Raw genomic sequence first — 19,457 nt, 5'->3', positions numbered from 1 at the left:
TATTAAGAAATGAGGAAATTGTAACAATACCTACATTTTGTGTTTAAAAGAATTTTTAAAACAAACTCATGATTATCGTCTATTCTTATGCCTTCTTACGTCTACAACATTAAAAATCTTTGCAACATCTTTTAGATGCACTTCGATATCATCATAGTATTCATTTAAAGAATGTAGGGTTAGGATTCCTTTTTCAACATCATGCTCTATAATTCTTTTTAAAAGAATTCCCTCTTCTTTATGCACGATTACAAAATCCCATTTATTAATATGTAATTTACTACTCCAAAAATCCTGTCTAACATCTCTGCAAAGGATAAGGTCACCTTCTAGATAACTTTCATAACTACCGTTATCCATCGAATCTCCTTTTACTTCAAAAAACACATAATTACCTTTATATTGTCTATCTGCTAAATATGGCATTTTTGGTAATTCTCCTACATAACCTTCATTCTCAAAACCGCTTAAATATCCTGCATATGCATATTGGTTTACCAAAGGAATCATCATAACATTAATAGAATTCGATTTGATCTGTTCTGTATCACTAGTAGATTCCATATCATGAATCATTTCTGCTGTATCATTATTAAGTTTAATATTTTGAACTACAGCCAATAATTCTAAAGGCGGAACTTTTAAAACGTCTGATATTTTTAGAAAAGCTTCTAAAGTAATAGCCGTTTTCCCTTTCATATAATTGAAAAGAGTTCCTTTCTTAATTCCCGTCTCTTCAATCAAATCCTTGATTAACTTACCTTTTTCGTCTGCTATTTCCTTAATCTTTTGTAAATCCATGCTTAAAAAGTTAACATTATAAACTTTATAGTTTAAAAATATATTGACACTCATTAATAAGTGTAAAATATTAAACTTAAAACTTGTTTAGTTTAATATTTTAAACTATATTTGTATTGCTCACAACCAAATATACAAAAAAATGAACAAAAAAGCATTTTCACCTGTATTAAGTACTATAAAATTGAATTACTCCCTATACTACCACTCTAAAGAAGTTGAAAATTTTGAATTCTAACAAAAGCTAAAAATTTGTCATAGATCAAAATCGAAGTGGATTAAAAACAGTAATCATAAAAGAAAAACTTAGTTATGGGTATTATTATTAAACACATTAAAACTATAGAACGAATAGATCAACTCACTCGTTTACAAGCCACAGGATCACCAGAACAATTAGCATCTCGTCTGGGGATTTCAAAAACAAAACTCTACCGTATTATAGATCTCATGAAAGAATTAAATGCTCCTATTAACTATGATGTTTCCATACAAAGTTATGTATATGTAGAAGAGGTGGGTTTTAAGTTCGGATTCTACTTAAAGGAACAAAATTCAAATACCAGGTCTCATCTAGCACCTGTTTTGTGATTTATGAGTCTTAGGTTTAAGAATGAATATATAATTCCCGATTTTTAGTGCATTCCAATACTATATAATCAAACTCTCTTTTTTTAGTTTTTTTCAACTTATTTTTTTTCAGTTTATAAATATTTAGTTTTTGATGACAGTTCGTTAATTTCTGTCATGATTGTTTCACTTTTAAGAAAAGTACTGTCTCTTATCGAGAATAATTGCAAACCTTCTGATTTTAAGCAACAACCATCCTTTTTTCCCTTCTTTTTTATGGTTAAACCCTTACTTTAATCCCTAAAAACACCCCTGTAAATCCTTAAAAAACACGGGTTTATACCTATAGGAAATGTTTTGGTTTAAAGGTATCTTAGTACAAGAGTACATTCATACTCAATATACCAACTTACACACACAAATCGAAAAGTAAATAGCAATGCTAATAAATTTCAACTATTTCTTTAAACCGGGGTTTTACGGATTTACTACTAAGAGAATTATATCATTAAGTATAATTATACTCTTTTTACATTTCCCAAATCAGTCATCATGCGTTTTAGCATCCTGTCCTGTAGTGAAATTTAATACCTCTAATATTAATACTATTGCTTTGAAAGAATTTCAACCTCTTGCTGTAGCAATTGAAACGGCAAAACTCAATACCTGTAAGATTGAAATTACTAGTTTTACCGGAGAATCAATTACTGTAGCCTTTTCTGGACTTCCTGCTAATCAACCATCAACATACAAAAATTTTATAGCTATTTGGGAATCATCTGTTATTCCCTGGACAGTAGAACCTATAAGAATGATAGAAATAGGGGTTAATACCCAAAGTGGTACCGTTACTATAGATGGTCTTACTATTACGTATAACAGCTATGTAGTCGGATATGGAGTAGGTTCTGGAACAGGAAATATTTGTGCCAGTGCAATTCTAGGTGCAGGAGGTATCAAGGCACCGCTGTCTAATGTACATATTGGAATTGAAAATTTAGGACAAACTTCATTATCTGTTTTCTATCAAACTCTTTCTGGCTACCTACCCAAAGAAAATGGGAATTGGGTTGGATTATGGAAAGGCTATGCCTCTCCATATAATCTACCTCCTGATGCTCTTATTAGAACAAAAATAGATAGCTATTCTAATCAAGGGATCGTAGCGCTAAACAACTTATCGTTGGGTAGAGATACTGAATATACTTTAATATACTTCATGGGAGCAGATAATACCACGGCTGCAGCCATATTAAATTTTAACACAAGTGATCCGGCATCGGATAAATAGATACATTTTTAAAACCTAAAATTAACATTTAAATCTAAACAATTATGAGTACTGCAACATTAGAAAAACAAGGAAAATCAACAACGGTATTAACTACAAAAATTGAGATTACTACCATTACGGCCAATTCTCTTGACATTACTTACGATACTCTTTCGGGGAATCAACCTAATACTTTTGGGAACCAAGTAGTATTATGGCAGAACAGTAACGAGATACCATTTGGTACACCACCACTTCAAAGCAAGATCATACCGAGTAATACTCAGGCTGGATCTTTAAACTTTGATGGTCTAGACCTTAATAACAATAGCTACATTGTTGGGTATGCGGTTGGTCCTACATTAAACGATCCTGCACAGACTTATGGAAACATTTGTTCTTCTTCATTTATTCCTGCTGCTGGACAACCAAGTCCTACTAATAATTTTGAAGGAACAATCGTTAACGTAAAACCTGGTACAACTAGTGTATCTTTTGGTTTGGAAAATTTCCCAAATCAAATCGATCTTAAAGGTAATAGTGCCTGGGCAGCTATCTGGCAAGCAGGAGCTCCTTCTTACTACGCTCGTCCGTTATCTGCGGTTCAGATCACTAGTAATAATGGCGGAGCTTTTAACAATGTTAATATTGGCAGAGGCCTTACCTACACTATAGCTATTTTCATGAGTGGATATAATCCTACTGGGAATAGTAATCAGGAAACTATGGCTGCTGCCTATACGTTTACTAATTAATAGTTCAGGTCAATCATTATCTCCTATACATTATGATCAGGAGTAAGCATTAATTTGTGTATTCAGAGAAGTAAAGGCCTATGCATGTATAGGTCTTTACTCACCTGAATTTCAGAAGAATTATCCCGATCATCATCTATGCTTTTTTGTCTAAAAACAAACTAGTAGTGCTCTTATATTCTCTTAAAACAAGGAAAGGCTTATCGCTTTTATCCATCTTAATTAGTTAGACATGACAGTTTTCTCTAAGAAGTTTATCAATCAGTTATACATCGCTGAAAATGCAATAGGTGATCGTGGTTTTATTGCTTTTGTTACTCCAGAAGGTATTGATCCTCCCGATGGTACTATTTACCTAAAAGATGCTCTGAGTAATACATATTATAACGGAAATTTTGTGTTTTCTGCACAAGCACCTTCTATTGAAAATGATGCAGATGCTCAAATTTTTGTAAAAAACATAAACGAGTTAATTTCCTCTAGTTCTGCTAATAGAGCAATGATATGGCTTGAACAGATTGACATCAATGAAATCGACAAATCTAACACATCACTCATGGGGCTTAGTGCAGATGGTTCTAGTTTAAATACTGGATTACAAGCACCTCTTACCTCAAGTTTAAACCTTACGATACAAAATGGAATGGATCTCATTTTGGATGATGCTTCCAGCGTAATTACTCTTAATGGTAACCCAGGTAATCTGGTCATTAATTTTTCAGGAACTTCCTCTCCAAAAACTATTCCTACCAAAATAGGATACATCGATTTCTCGGGAGAGTTACGTGGCTGTATACGTTTTTCTAATTTTTTTATCAATAGGCTTTCTCTTTTAAATGATCTAAAATGGGGGTTTCAATATTTATTTCCAGAAGAAGAAGGAGATGAAGACTCACTATCAGAATGGTTACCATTAGCTCAAAGTACTCCTGCAGGAGATTATCTTGGTTTTAGTGTTGTTATTGATCCATCAGATGTTACTAATGAAACCTTTGATCCCTGTCCTAATGATGATTCTTCTGTATGTAATATCAATACTGCATACAACTCAAGAAGAACTTATTTTAACTTTACCGGCAAAAACAGCGATCAAAGAGATACTACCTTATACTCTTATTTCACTTCTAATTACGGAAATGAAATAGCACTATTACCTAAACAAGAAGCTAACAATATATATAACGCCCGTCTGGTAATTTCTACAGGGGCTATTAATGATAATAGTAATACAGAACAATTTCATTTTACTCCCGAAGGAGATTTTGAAATTCAATTTCAAAAAGAAACAACCACTGGTGAATACTACATGATGTGCGGTCTACAGGGTACAGAATTTTTCACCTTGAGTCAAAAAGGAGATACCATTCGTTTTATTTCTAAAAATGCAGCATTGGCACCTAAATTCCCTTTTGAAGCTGCTTCATCTGTAAAAGCGCCAGAATCACCAACTGCACCTTTATTAACTCATTCAAAAGAAACTTCCTGGGCAACTATACTAAATACTTCTGGCAATACGGTTACCTATGTATCTCAACCAAAAGGTTCGGCTCTTTTTGGAGAAGGTAATTCTTCATATAAATACCAGGATTTATTTGTTCATAATAATTTAGGGTTTACATATACTGCGGATAACACAACCCTATTTCCGATAGTTCCATACCTGGGGTTAACCGTAGGGAATGGAGTCACTTCTTTTTCTGAATCAGATACTGAAACGTTTGAAAGTCAAATCATCAGTCAAACCCGCAGAGGTAACATCGGAAAAGCAAGCACTAATACATCATTATTGTCTGCAAAACAAATGGTAAATAAAAACGGAGTTACACCCACTACTTCTACAACTCCTTCAGGGCTTCTGGCCAATACAACACAAAGCGGAGGACAAACCCTATGGAACGAAGTTTTCTTAGGTCAAAATACAGATCATAACGAAAAGTACAAACTAGAGTTTTTAAATCCTGAAAATGAACTGGTCGAGGCACTACAAACCAGTGATCTCTTTTTAGTCACTGCGAATTCAGAATATTTAGGAGCATTAGGCGAAGAAGACCCTCTAACAGCTACATTTAATAACATCATGAGTATTGATAGTTGGCAATTACAAGCCAATGTAGGGCAAGGAAGTGAATACAACAACTACAAAAACATCATGATCATTAAAGGTCGTAAAGGTAAATTATACGACCCTAATCCTGACTCAGAAATAAGTGCTAAAGAAAGTCTCGTTGCTAATCCCAAAAAATGGACACAACGTGATCAATTTGGTTCTCCATCTACTATTAATTCTGAAGGAGCTCAACAAGAACCAGATACCGATCAATTGATCATACTATCACAATGGTTGCAATCTTATTTCAAAAAAACATATGAGCAATCTGACAACGAATATTTCTCTAAATTTAATGAAATCGCTATCGATGAAAACTGGACAGGTATTCTGGTATTGCGAATGGATATTAAAGAAATCCCAACGAATCTCCAGGGCATCATGGCTGGGATCACTAATCCCGAAGCATTTAATGCACATCATTTTGCTGTAGAAATAAGCCCTGTAAAAAAAGGAGATACCAAAAATGCAGGAGCCGTTGTTGATCAATCCAGTACTATGTTTGGTTTGATTTATTATGTAGATCCAGACTTTGATGACACCATTAATCCACCAGAAACCATCTCTCCGACTACTGCAGATACTTATGACTTTAGGCTACTATCGCTAAAAGTTTTATTCGAAAATACTGCAGTAAAAAACTTTGAAAGTTATTCTCAATTAACCATCAATAAACTTTTTGATAGTGAAGTATTAAGTATGGGAAATCCCGAAAATATTTTCAAAAATATTTTACTCAAAGGTAGTTTTCAGATTAATAATGGCAATGCAGTATATAGCATGGGTAGTGTTGAAGATAACATCTTCCTGTTTGATAGCAATATCTATAATAAAATAGAGATCACTAATGTACTATTAACTACACGAGACTCCCCTAAAGAAGGATATGATGAGTCCTGGTTTAGTATGCAAGGATTCATTGATTATAAAATTATTGAGAATACAAGTGATTCAGAGAATATAACCAATTTTGATATTTTCTCTTTTGGAAGTCCTGATAACGATAACCTCACTCCAAGAAGTGGTCTTAATTTCAGCAATCTGGGGATTTCTATGGTTTATGAAATTGCAAATCCACAACAAAATAAATCTCTGAATTTTGATGCAGGAGAAATTACCTTTGATATCACCGCCAGTACAGCCAGAAGCGAAAGTTTGTTTATCAATTTTGCACTGGATCTAAAGGGTTTAATTATCGGAAACAGTGAAAAAAGTCCTCAGGACAAAGGGTTCTTAACCGTAATCCCCGATGTTAGGTTGTCTGGGGTTGATAACTCTACCTGGTATGGTTTGGATTTTAAACTAAATATGGGGACTCCCGGGGAATTGGCAGGTAAGGTAAGTTTAGACTCTTTTCTGCTATTAAGCTGGGCACCCGATAGCACTGGAGATAATTACAATGCCAACATTGGCATTTCTTTACCAGGTACGGGAGGAGGAGCAAAATTGATTAGTTTACAATCGGTACTCAAACTCTCTATAGGACAGCTTCGATTGGCATTTGACGATAGTCAGAAATCATTCCTTCTTATGTTTACCCAAATCGCTTTGAAGTTTTTAGGCTTACTTAAAATTCCGCCTAATGGCTCTTCTTTATTTTATCTATTTGGCAATCCTAATTCTGGAGGAAAATCATCTGGACTAGGCTGGTATGCTATGTATAATAAAGATGATCCCAGCACTATAAAAAGCCTAAAAAGTAATAAGAAAACAGCAACACTAGTAGAATAGTGTAGACACGACATTTATAATCAACATATCATAATTCTGTAAAGAATTACACAAATCATAAAAATATTTTAAGATGGGCGACTTCAATGATCTTTTAACCAAATTAATGCAAGGGCAGGAAGCTAGTGAGTCTACTACCAGTGCATCAATAAAGGACATGCTTACACTTATAAAAAGTAAGGATGAGCTACGATTTTATGTAGACGGTACTCCAAATTTTGGGCATCAGGCCACTACAGTAAATATTATGAAAAGAATAGTTGATGCTACAGACTATTCTAAAAATATTCTAATGATCTATTCTGGAGCAGATACTCCAGACAAATTGGCTATATTACTTACCGATCTTATTCCAAAAGATATATTGACAACTAGTATAACCTATGGTAAAGCCACCATTACTTTTTTAGAATATAAAGATACAAAGCTAAATCTGGAGCAAATCGATTTTGGATTTACTGGCGGAGCCGATAACAGTGAAGTAAATTATGCAGATCTTTTTAATGTCACCTATTTTTTAAGACTGCAACCTTATTTATGGGAAAAAGCACCTAATCAAATAGAACGTAAAGATAAAGACCCATATGATTTAACAAAAGAATCAGCTTCATTTGCAGAATTAGCGTTTAAATTCCCTGCTGATTCCTTAACAACCGTTCCAGAAACTTTATGGACATGGTATGCCAAAAATCAAACCTATAATCCTGATTTAAAGATAAGATCTATAAATGCTGAGTCGATTTATAATGCCCATACTACTAAAAAAGAACTTCGACTTTGGCCAATATATGGTTTGCATCAGTTTTCTAGTCCAGCAGAAATGACTTTAAACTTAATCCTTTCTGCTTTTACCGCACAAATGAGCAGCAATACACCCATCGCGCTTTTTATACTTAGTGATATTGCCAAAATACAAGAAAAATATCAGGAAATGCCTTTCGATTATGCCACTGCATTTGCGGATGATCTCAAGAACAAGAAAGTAACCTTACCAAAATTAAAAGCAAAAATCCAAGAAGTTTACATCGATAATGATATGTTTGGGGCTTATGCTCAATTAAGTTTAGATAATTTTATTCTTAAACTGGGACAACAAGTAAAACCATTAATGGATGGAGGATACACATTATCATTAGTAGAAGGTTATAAAAATGGCAGTTATGTAAAAATTGATGACCTAACCAGTACACTTACCGGGGCAGGAAATAAAGAAATAGTGGCTATCACTCTCGGGCCAGTCCCTCAGGAAGTTTATAATTATTACTATGCCAATTCGGGATTACCCGGAGTTTTTGAAGGTCAAGGGTCTTCCAGTTTACCTATTAGTTTAGGACGACCCTTTCTACAAATTCCAAAAACAGGAGAAGAAGACAGGGCTAATTACCCTTCGACTTTATCTGCTGTAAATTATTCACCCGTTGCAGAAGCAGCAAAAACTGCTGCATTAAACATCAGAAATCAAACTTTTAATACCTATCTAAAAAAAACAAATCCAGGTAAACCCGAAGCGTACTACAATGCATTAGCTGTTTCGGGAACATTTATGGTTAATTCATATACAGAATCTAATGATGTACATACCTATTTCGCGAATTTAGGAGTCTATTATCAACAAGATATCCATGATAAATTAATGCTTGGTCTGGTAGGAGTAAAATTAGTCTTACCTATTGTTACTTTATTAGCATCTTCAAAAGCTCGTACCAAAACCAGTTCTGATACGGATCTAATGGTTTTAGAAGAAGAGGCACTTACATTAGAAGGTGTATATAATAAACTTATCAATAATTATAGTAATGGTGGTGTAAATATCCTAAATGCATTACCAGATACATATTTATCATCTTTTTTCAAACTCGTAACAGGTAATTTGTTTTTTATTACCGTAGCCAAAGATGATATTACAAAAGAAAAAGACGGGGATATGGTAACACAGGTTACCTTATCCAAAGGAACAACAACTGCCTTTGGTCCTGATTTTAATATTACATTAAATTTTACCAGTCCCGAAGAATCGGTTGTGACAGAGATTGAAACGGAAATAGATCAAAGTTGGAATATCGACGGAATCCCTTGGATAGGTTTCGAAAAACCTGGTTTCAGTTTAAAAATTAACGAAGCCGGAAGTGCGGTAGAAGGAGGTTTGAAGGGGAATATTATTGGGTCTGGAAAAGATGCCAATAATGATCCTATTATACTGGAAACAATGATTAAATACCCTGAAGAAGAGAACACCTGGCTTATTACTGGTGGTTTTAGCAGTCCTCTTAGTGTATCCAGTTTTTTCCAGATGGCCGGAGGTATTAATCTGGTTCAAGTACTTCAACCTCCTTTGAATGGAATCGCAGGTTTTGGCTTAAAAGACATTCAACTAAACTATAACAATCAAACTCATGCATTTGATTATATGTCGTATGCAATGAGTACGGATACACCGTGGGAATTGTCTGCAAACCCTCTTTTTCAAATTAATCCCAGCGTAGATGTACAGGTCTATAATGTACAGGACGTAGCGAACAGAAAAATTGAATTTACGGTAACCGGTGATTTTACAATAGGAGAAGGAACTGTTAGTGTTTTAGGTACCTACCCCGATTTTAAAGTCCACGGAGGTCTAAGTGATGGTGTAATCCAGCTTAGTGACCTACTGAAATTATTTGGAGCAGGACCATTGGATTTAGAAACCGCCGTGACCTTATTGGACTTTGACCTAAAACCAAATGAAAAATACTATCAGTTAAATACCATTCTTGAGGCTGATAAACCATTAGTTATAGGGCCACTTTTTACGATTAATAAACTAACAGTTAATATAATTCATAACACAGGTAATAATGAAGTTAGTATCGGAGGTGAATTTGTAGTGTTACCCGAAAGTATGAAAATTGGACTATCACTACAATCTTCCTATGCTACTGGAAATGGTTGGACATTTACAGGAACACAGACTTCTGGAGCTCTAGAAATTGGACAGTTACTTACTTTCTATATTGCACCAGCCTGGAAACCTAATGATGGATTTGATTATGCTATTGATGGCCTTGGTTTTAAAATCCAATCAAAAACCAAATATTGGGAGTTTAGCGGTAAAACTGCTAAACCCTGGGAGATTGATTTTCTTGATCTTAGTGTAGAAGGTAGCGCTATGGTAGCGTATGGTAAAAAAGATGAGAAAACTGAAGTAGGATATTACGGTAATATAAATGCTGATGTTACCTGGTTGGGTATTAATTTTCAGGCATTTTATGATTTCGATCCTAGTGTAAAATCCTTTGGGATTATCTGGGAATTCTTAAAAGGTGAAGTAACAAACACCGGCACCTCTGCAAAACCTCATTATGTAGCAGAATTAAGCTTTACAGAATCTACTACCATAGGTAGTATGATAGAAAAAATGGTTTCCTGGGCAACAGGAACTCAATTTGGGCTGGCTGCTCCCTGGGACCTTCTCAATAAAATACCACTTAACAATCTGAGTCTAAAATATGATTTTACATCAAAACAGGTTGGTTTCAGTCTGGGTATAGGCCCTATTTCATTAGGATTCGCTACTATAGAATCTATTGGGGTTACCTACAAATCAAATCAACCTGATCCAAAAGATAATGGGGTGATGGTTACTTTAGATGGGAGTTTCTTATGGCAAGACAAACCTAAGGAGCCTTTGACCTGGGATGCCGCCAAACCAGAAACTACGCCTTCTCCTTCGGGGCAAGGTAACAAATATCTTGATTTGAAATTACTGGCATTAGGTCAACATGTTACAATTCCTGGTTTTCAAAGTGTCGAAAAAGTACAGGATGCTATAAAAATTATGAGAGAAGATCTTCCATCTACAGAGCCAGGAGAAATTCCCGGTATCCAATTGGATGCTAACAGTAACTGGCTGGTAGGAATGGATTTTGGAGTACTTAAGCTTGAGGAAGATAAAAAATCTACATCGGCAGTGGCATTGGCAAATGGATCTGAAGCTAGTAGCAGTGGTTACTTTATCACCATGCAGATCGTTTTTAATGATCCTAATTTATATGCGCTACGCCTAGCTCTCGAAGGAGAACCCGCTCGTATTTTTAAAGGTCTGGATTTTCAGATTTTATACAAAAAAATCAGCGATACCATTGGGCTGTATAAAGCAGAAATCGCTTTACCCACAGTAATGCGAAAAATACAGTTAGGTCAGGTTAATCTTACATTACCAATTTTTGGCATAGAATTATTCACCAATGGTGATTTTCAGGTAGATATAGGATTTCCCTGGAAAGAAGATTTTTCCCGATCATTCACGTTTCAAACCCTGATTTGGACACCGATAGGTATCCCGATTCCTGTAATGGGTTCTGCCGGAGTTTATTTTGGCAAACTCAGTAGTGCTACAACCAATAAAGTACCAGATGCTACTAATGGTACTTTTAATCCTGTTTTGGTATTTGGTTTCGGTATGCAGTTTGGATTTGGGTATGATTTTGATGCTGGTATTTTGAAAGCAGGATTTAGCCTTACTGCAGTAGCAATTTTAGAAGGAGTTCTAGCTAAGTTTAATCCGTATCAATTAACAACAACCTCTTCATCTAATGATGCCCAGGTAGCAGAAGCGTATTACTTCTGGTTTAGAGGTACAGTAGGTGTCATCGGAAAACTATATGGTACTATTGACTTTGCTATCATTAAGGCAGATCTTAATATTGACATCAGGTTATTGGCTCAATTAACCTTTTCTCCATATGATCCTATTGTAATTCAGTTATCAGCCTCGGTAAGTGTCTCACTAAGTATAAGTATAAACCTGGGGTTATTTAAAATAAAGATGCACTTCAGTTTCTCTGCAAGCATCAGTCAAAGTATTACGATCAAAGCAATAGCAAGCAATCCGCCTTGGCAAACTGCCTCATCTGGTATCGCTTTAAAAGCGTATGCGCAGAATGAATTACAAAACGCGAAACAACTTCGTATCACTTTACATAACCCACTTACAGTAGCATTGACTCAGGTAACACCAAATTGGTCTAACCTGGAAAAAGCAGCAGCAGTTGTGCCACTAACAGGATATTTGGGATTGGGACTTACTATGGCAGGTGATAAAGCTACTCAACTAAGCGAGCAACAAGCATGTTATATCTCTATGCTCTTCTTAGAATCCATGACACCACCACAAGAAAACCGTGTTGACGGGTATCAAAAAGCTTTTAAAGACACCGCTGATTCTTCTTTTGAATTACTAAGTAAAGAAATTTTTAGATGGACAGTTGCTGCACTTCAGAATGGTCCTATCTCTAGTGAACAAGTAGATACTACTCCTGTTACCAGCTCACAATTAACGCAATTATTAGCTTATTTTAGTGATCCTTCAAATCCTAGTCCAATTCCAACAGAGGCTATCGATTCTTTTATGACAGATCAGTTTAATTTGCTTATTCAAGAACAACCACAACAAGAAACAGATGTCAATGCCACGTTCTTCCCAATGGCATTATCATTAGAATTATCGACACCAGATTATGGTACCGATTATAAAGGAGTAACTTATGATTTTGAAAGTTATAACACTATTTCTTCTACATATATAAGTGATCTTAGAAAATACTTCGATCAGTTAGCAATCCAGATGCAAGAGAAAGATCCTGCTACTTTTGCTGCCTTTGCAGAAGGGGAAGATATTTCTGTAGGTAATTTTGTATTTAGTGACTATTTCTTATTGATTGCCAAACAAATGGTTCAGAATGCTCAGGATTCTTTAAAAGATTTTAAATATTACACCAATAATGGGGATAGTCCAGATAGTATAGTAAAATGGATTAATGATAATGGTGATCTTTCTGGCGAAATGGCCTATACTGTTGATGAGCTTTTTAATGATAATTCTGGAATAGCATTAAATTCTGGTAAAACCATGCATATCCCTAATAGTACATATACTGTACAACAGGGGGATACCTTTGACAGTATTGCTAATCAAGCCATTTACGGAAAGAGTTTTGATGGAAATAGCCTGGCAATGCTAAACAAAAAAGCTCAAAACATTCTGCTAGAAGGTATCGCTATTAGTTTTACGTATAACAATTATACATACGATTACACCACTTTACCTTCTCAATCTTTAACCGAAGTTGTTGATGTTATCAATGATACCGTGCCAAAAGGAAATCAAATTGATATCGATATTTTGATTACTGATGGTGGTATTGCTTCTATAGCAAATTTATTACTTCCTGTCGCTACATTGAGTATTCCTTTAATTACATATCCTACTATTGAAGGAGATAGCCTGAGAAGTATTGCTTCTAAATTCAATGTTACTCAAAAGGATCTGGCCAAGAAACCAATTGACAAAACTTATAATAATGGTGAGATTGCAGATCTATTTGATTCTGCTACATTGGATATGGCCAATCTGGAACAGTTTAAAGTAGGAGAATTACTTAAAGAAATTCAAGCTACTCAAGGCATACAACACTTGTCTGGTATGACTTCTCGATATTACCTGGCTGGTCTTAAACTTCCGGTAGATGGAGTCACTCCAAACTATAAAGGTATGTGGGTAGAAGATAATAAAGGTGTTTTATCATACGGGGATCTCGAATCCGCAGGACTATATGCACTAGATGGTCAGCAGTTTCCTATCCCCACTCTTACAGAAGGTAATAATTTTGAAATTACCTTTAGCAAAAAATCAGATACTCTAAAATGGTTAGCGTTTAATGGTAGTGATCCTTCTAAAATGGTGATCACTATTAAACCCGATAGTGATGATGCAACTCGTATAAATAAGGTTGCTGAATATGCTACCAAAAACAAACTAAACACAGGTCTTAGTTTCTTAGGTGTTAATGATTTGTTTACAAATAGTGAAGCTAGTTATCCATATACATCAGAGATTGTTTGGAATGCTGCTTCTTCTATTAACTTACCGTATGGAGGTACTCCTCCTGGAGTACCAGCATTAAGTTTATGGCCATTACCAGATACGTTACTTCAACTACCGGATCTAAGCACCAGAGCGGTTAATCCAAGAATGGAGTTTTTAACAGGCCAATATGATGAGGTATCTAAAAAAATGATCAATCATGATGTTGCATATTATGGACTTGGATCTCTGGTAGAAGTTACTATAAAGAAAGTTCCTGTAGTTTCTGATAGTCCATCCACACAAACCACGTATGAAGTGGTTGGGGCAAACAGTAATAACGCTAATATTCTTGAAAAAATAGTTAGCGAAATTGGGGATAACAATTCGTTAATTGCCAGCTTGATCCCTGCTTATGCAGTTGACTCTAATGGAAGTACACCAGACGGTATCCAGACAGATGCACAAAATGCACTCACTATGGGATTAGCCCAGGTAAACCTTTCTACGGAAACCAGGCCTGATATGGCTTTTGATCTCATGCTAAAAAGTGCAGCACTTACTGAAGACGAAAAAATGCGACTGCTCAATACGCAAACAGACTTCTTACGTTTACTATGGCAAGCCAGTATTACCAGAAACGGAGGCTATTATTTATACTACTATAATGCAGATAGTAAACAAGGGCTTCCAGATCGTATTTTTGATGATAACGGTGAGGCGACATTATCATTCATTGTAATGTATAACAAACCTTCTGAAGAAAGTCTTCAAAATACAATAACTTCATATATGAATGTTTTTGCTAATGGAGAGGCTATTAACAAAGATAACTCTGTACTCTTTGCGCAATCAAATCCTAATATCATAAAATTAGCATCTACTAATACACAAACACTACGTGAACTGGCCTATGCTTACTACGGAAATATTGCCGATATAGCTACCGACAATCAGGAGTTGATCCTTAGATCTACAATTAAGTTAAATATCAATGAAGGCATCTATGAAGTTGGAGTTGGTGGTAATACGCTTCAGGAAATTGCTACTCGTTTTGAGACTACTGTTGCTGCTATACAGGAAATCAACAAACAGAAATCAGGTAGTGAATTACCTGATCAACTAAACTTGTTTGATTCTATTTTCTTACCACAGCTTACGATCACCGTAGGTACCAGCCCTGGCGGCACTACCTTCACTTCATTATCCGATTTTTATGGCGAGAATATTTCTTCTATAGCCAATTACAATCAGGATGTTGTTGGGATATTTGCCGATAGTCAAGACATTACAAGTACCGGTGGTCCAAAAATCAGAACAGCTACCGTTGCAGCAGGTACTACTTCTATAGATGCAATACGACCAATACCTGCTCCTGTTCCCGATAATCCAAAAACAGCAGATTTTGGAGAACTATTCTTACAAAATGTCTATAGTTCACTAACCTACCAAGTGGTAGCTAATGATTATTTTAACAGTAGTAATATTGGTTTACCTTCTGGTCCGACAACAGACGCAGAAGATACAGAGAGTACCGATAAAATCCAGGTTCCAAAAACACTAACAGCTGATGATACCTGGGACTATCAGGTAAGTATACCTTATACTCGTTTTAGTAAAGAGGTAGTCGCTTCAGAAAATGATCTCCCAGATGGAAACAATAGTCCATATTTAGGGTTAGGTGATATTCTGCAAGTCAATTTTGCATGGCAGGATATTTATGGTAACAGTATTATAAGCGAGTTATCAGATCCATCTGCAACCAGTAAGGAACCATTAAATGAACCTCCTGTATTAACAGGATATACAGATGCTATTCTTGGGCTTAACCAGTGGCCTTCAATCAGTTCTTCCTGGTTAGTAACCGGAGAAGAAGGACAAGCTAAACTGGACATGGGATTAAATTTTGACCCTAGTTATTATCAGGGACTAATCTCTACAACAGCAAAAAGTAGTACTACTATACTAGGTCAATATACTGTAACTGTAGATGAAACCAGTGCTATAGACAAAACTAATTATACAATTGATCAAAATGTCAATATCGAGTCGATTGTTCTTAATACCGATAAAAAATCAGTTACCATTACAGTTGATAACATTCCCGAAAATGTAGAAATCACAGTTACCATAAGTAATGTTAAAGCCGATTTAACAAATCCTAGCGATACCGATGTTCTTGTATTTAACGGTTGGTCTAAATTTAGCGCTGATAATGATACCGATCTGGCAACCTCTACAGTGATAGAGCAAGCTACCAGAGATTTACAAACTTACACTCAGATTTGGTACCAGTTAACAGATCCTAATGGTATTGCTTTTCAATTAGAGCCTACATTAACTTCTGATCCTTTTGTACTAAGTAAAAATGATGTAAACAGCCTGGTTCAAGAATGGATTGCTTCTATCTATCTATTCTTAGCCAATCGTAGTTTGGGTGAAATTACTACTGCAACACCAGATGGTGATCACACCATATCTTTCGACATAGATGCTGCACAGGTAAATACCGATCAAATATTTAGATTAGAGTTAAGTTTTACCATCGAGCGTATCGGAGGTTCTATTTCTGGTGATTTTGAAACTACCGGAGGCATTAAGTCTGCCAGTACTAGTATTCCGCCTTTATCAAAAGCAGAAGCAGGAAAAACAACAGGTTTAGAAGACTTTGCTGCTGGTTTCGAAACTGCTTTATCTAAAAATGATGTATATCAACTTAAAGTTACTTCTGGTGTAGACCGTGATGAGAATCTAAGTAATGCCGGGGGTACAGAAATATGGGCTACTCGATTAGGTGTTGATTCGGCTACCAGTATTGGATATGAGGTCAACGATACCAGTAACCCAGTGATTTTTGCACCAAAACCAATATCTAATAAGCTAGAGACAAAAGATCACATTCCTATCTATTATTTTAATCCTAAGACAGGTATAGATTTCTCTACTCCTTCTACCTATACTGATTTTAAAAATATTGATATGGATCTTTGGGGTAAACAGATCTTTTCGAGTATCGATGATGTATTAACTCCAGAATTTACAGCTGCTATTCAATTAGTTGATAATTTCGGAAGCACAACATTCCTTACCGATATGTTGGCCAACAAAAAACGACTGGCAGAAATCCTTAAGCTATCAATGGTACCTGTTTTTGCAGGGCAGACAGCAGATACATCTAATATTCAGGAAACCTTCTTACAGCAATTATTGGTTAAACTTAGTAATGCATATACCACTCGTGCCGGAATTCAATTTGCTGCCACAGTACAGGCAGATACCGTTCCCGAAGATGCAGATACTCCTCAACTATACGGAAATATCAATCTGAACTTTGTCTTTATGGGGGTAGAATTAGATCAGGAAGAAGCTACTATAGTGTATCTTTTCTTCTCTAATTTTATGAGTAAAGAAGAAGCAGAAAAAATAAGCAATTATACCGTTTCTGATGATATACATGTTTTAAACGCTTCACTCCTTAGCGAGAATAATCGAATTGTTCGTTTAAAATTAAGTGCCGATGCTGTAATCGACAAAACTATAGTAACCATAACAGATAAATTGTTTGATGAAGTTGGAAACGTTATTACGCCTCCACTAAGTCATACAGTGCAGCAAAAAGTTGATGGCGGTAACTTCAGCTCATCCTTTAGTCTAAGTTCGCCAAAATTGGCATTAAGTGAAAGTAAAGATGCCAAGCTGCCCTTCCTGCTTTCTTCTCCAGACATCATTAGAGGTACCGAGAATGAAGTATTATCCTATGTAGACCTGGATATTACCTATGCTGGCTTTGCTATCGAGCATCAAATTAGTTCGGTTCCGGGAATCGAAGATTATAAAGCTTCTTCATGGCTAAGTTTTATTTCAAAAAGTAAAACCAATCCATTAGAAACTTCATTAGGCAATTTTAAAGTTCCTTTGATTTTAAGGTCCTTCCCTACTGCACCTGCAATGGTTAAGCAAGAAGGTTCTTATCCTTATACGACCAATACGAATACGGTAGTTGATATCCTGAATTGGAATTACCAGATTACGTATTCTCAATCCTTCCACTATCCTCAGGATCAGGTTGATTTTGAGATTCTATTTAATGTTCAGGAAAATATAGCTAAAGCTCTTGCCAGTTTTGAAGATGCATTTGCGCAGATGGCCGAGTTCATTTCTGTTTTTCCTAACATCAATCAGGTATTTAATGATACATTAATCAAGATCGATGCTACGACTACAGATGCTTCTCAGTTCGAATCAGCAGCAGTAGCCTTATCCTCTTATAATAAAATGGTTTCCAAAATGGCAGATGCCGCAGAAAACAGTAATGGCTTTGCGCTTAATACTTTTAATGAGCTATTAAAACAAGGCTATACGGCAGATCCATATTCTTTTTATATCAAAGAAAGCTCTACAACAATAGAAACCAATACAGGAGTATTATTAGTTAATATTTTTGGTACAGTACCAGAAGGAATAGGTATCCCAATTGTGAATATACCTGATTACAATGCAATTTCTATTGATCCCGAGGATGGAGCCAGTTATAGTTATTATTATACTTCTAAAGATACAGGAAAAATCCTTGAAGCTTCTATTGGGCAATCTATAGCAAATCGTGAGGTACTTATCCCTACGATGAATATCCTAAACAGACAGGATGCTGATACCACTGCAAACTTGAAGCGTAATGTAGAATTGGTGCCCGGTAAACCATCTGCAGATGATTTTGTATATACGACTGGTAATATAGGGTTTTCAAATGCTTTTCACCCAACTATAGATAGTAGCAAACCACTAAATATCGCAACGATAAATAATCCGTCCAGCCCGAATGTTGGAACATTAGAACAACAGCTTACTATTTTATTTGATACGTTATTAGCAGAAAACTCCCAGGATACTATTAGTATTTTGATGAATGCCAACTATAGTTATCAGGCAAACACTAAGTTAAGTGATATTTTCCTTCCGGTAATTATGCAACCATTACAGTCGATACAGGTACTAGGCGATGGATCGGATAAAGCACTCAAACAAATGATTTCTGATTGGGCAAATAGTATTAAAGAATGGTATAGTACAAATCAAGTAGATAATACCGAAGCATCACTTTGGTTTGATCTTACTATATTTTCTAATCTAACGGCACAACCTAAACCATTAATTCGATTAAGAACATTAACATTATCACTAGATTATATTACAGACATGTAATACATATGTAAAAACAGGCGAGCCAACCAAAAACTCCATACGACTAGTCGTATGGAGTTTTTCTTCTTTCAGGCATGTATGAACCTGAAGGGTCCGATATGCTCTTATACCAGTTCTGTTTATATCTGCTATAAAAATATACAACAAAAGGAATACCAACAAAGGGCTTTACACAGG

General features: G+C 35.5%; 6 protein-coding genes. 5 read left to right on the top strand and 1 reads right to left on the bottom strand.

What is annotated here, in order from left to right:
* Nucleotides 1-72 precede the first annotated feature (72 nt).
* Nucleotides 73-801 (bottom strand): LexA family transcriptional regulator, encoded by a 729-nt coding sequence (locus tag Z054_RS0120635; RefSeq protein ID WP_024771931.1) that lies wholly within the window; start codon nucleotides 799-801, stop codon nucleotides 73-75.
* 312 nt (nucleotides 802-1,113) lie between these two features.
* On the opposite strand from Z054_RS0120635, the gene Z054_RS30480 reads away from it, so the two are divergent.
* From Z054_RS30480 to Z054_RS0120610, 5 genes are all read left to right on the top strand, one after another.
* Entirely contained in the window at nucleotides 1,114-1,392 is a 279-nt protein-coding gene (locus tag Z054_RS30480; RefSeq protein WP_024771930.1) for a hypothetical protein, read from the top strand.
* Between the two features lie 418 nt (nucleotides 1,393-1,810).
* Nucleotides 1,811-2,662, top strand: a complete 852-nt coding sequence (locus tag Z054_RS0120625) for a hypothetical protein (protein WP_152538632.1) — start codon at nucleotides 1,811-1,813, stop codon at nucleotides 2,660-2,662.
* A gap of 44 nt (nucleotides 2,663-2,706) precedes the next feature.
* Nucleotides 2,707-3,399: a hypothetical protein gene (locus Z054_RS0120620; protein WP_024771928.1), complete on the top strand. Its 693-nt coding sequence runs from the start codon at nucleotides 2,707-2,709 to the stop codon at nucleotides 3,397-3,399.
* A 232-nt stretch (nucleotides 3,400-3,631) separates the two neighbouring features.
* Nucleotides 3,632-7,237: a hypothetical protein gene (locus Z054_RS0120615; RefSeq protein ID WP_024771927.1), complete on the top strand. Its 3,606-nt coding sequence runs from the start codon at nucleotides 3,632-3,634 to the stop codon at nucleotides 7,235-7,237.
* 73 nt (nucleotides 7,238-7,310) lie between these two features.
* Nucleotides 7,311-19,280 carry a LysM peptidoglycan-binding domain-containing protein gene (locus Z054_RS0120610; RefSeq protein ID WP_024771926.1) on the top strand — a complete coding sequence of 3,990 codons (11,970 nt, stop codon included), beginning with the start codon at nucleotides 7,311-7,313 and terminating at the stop codon, nucleotides 19,278-19,280.
* Nucleotides 19,281-19,457 lie beyond the last annotated feature (177 nt).

The sequence above is a fragment of the Aquimarina macrocephali JAMB N27 genome, from assembly GCF_000520995.1.
Lineage (GTDB): Bacteria > Bacteroidota > Bacteroidia > Flavobacteriales > Flavobacteriaceae > Aquimarina > Aquimarina macrocephali.
Note: the sequence above shows the minus strand (reverse complement) of the source record. Positions and strands in the feature narration are given on the sequence as shown.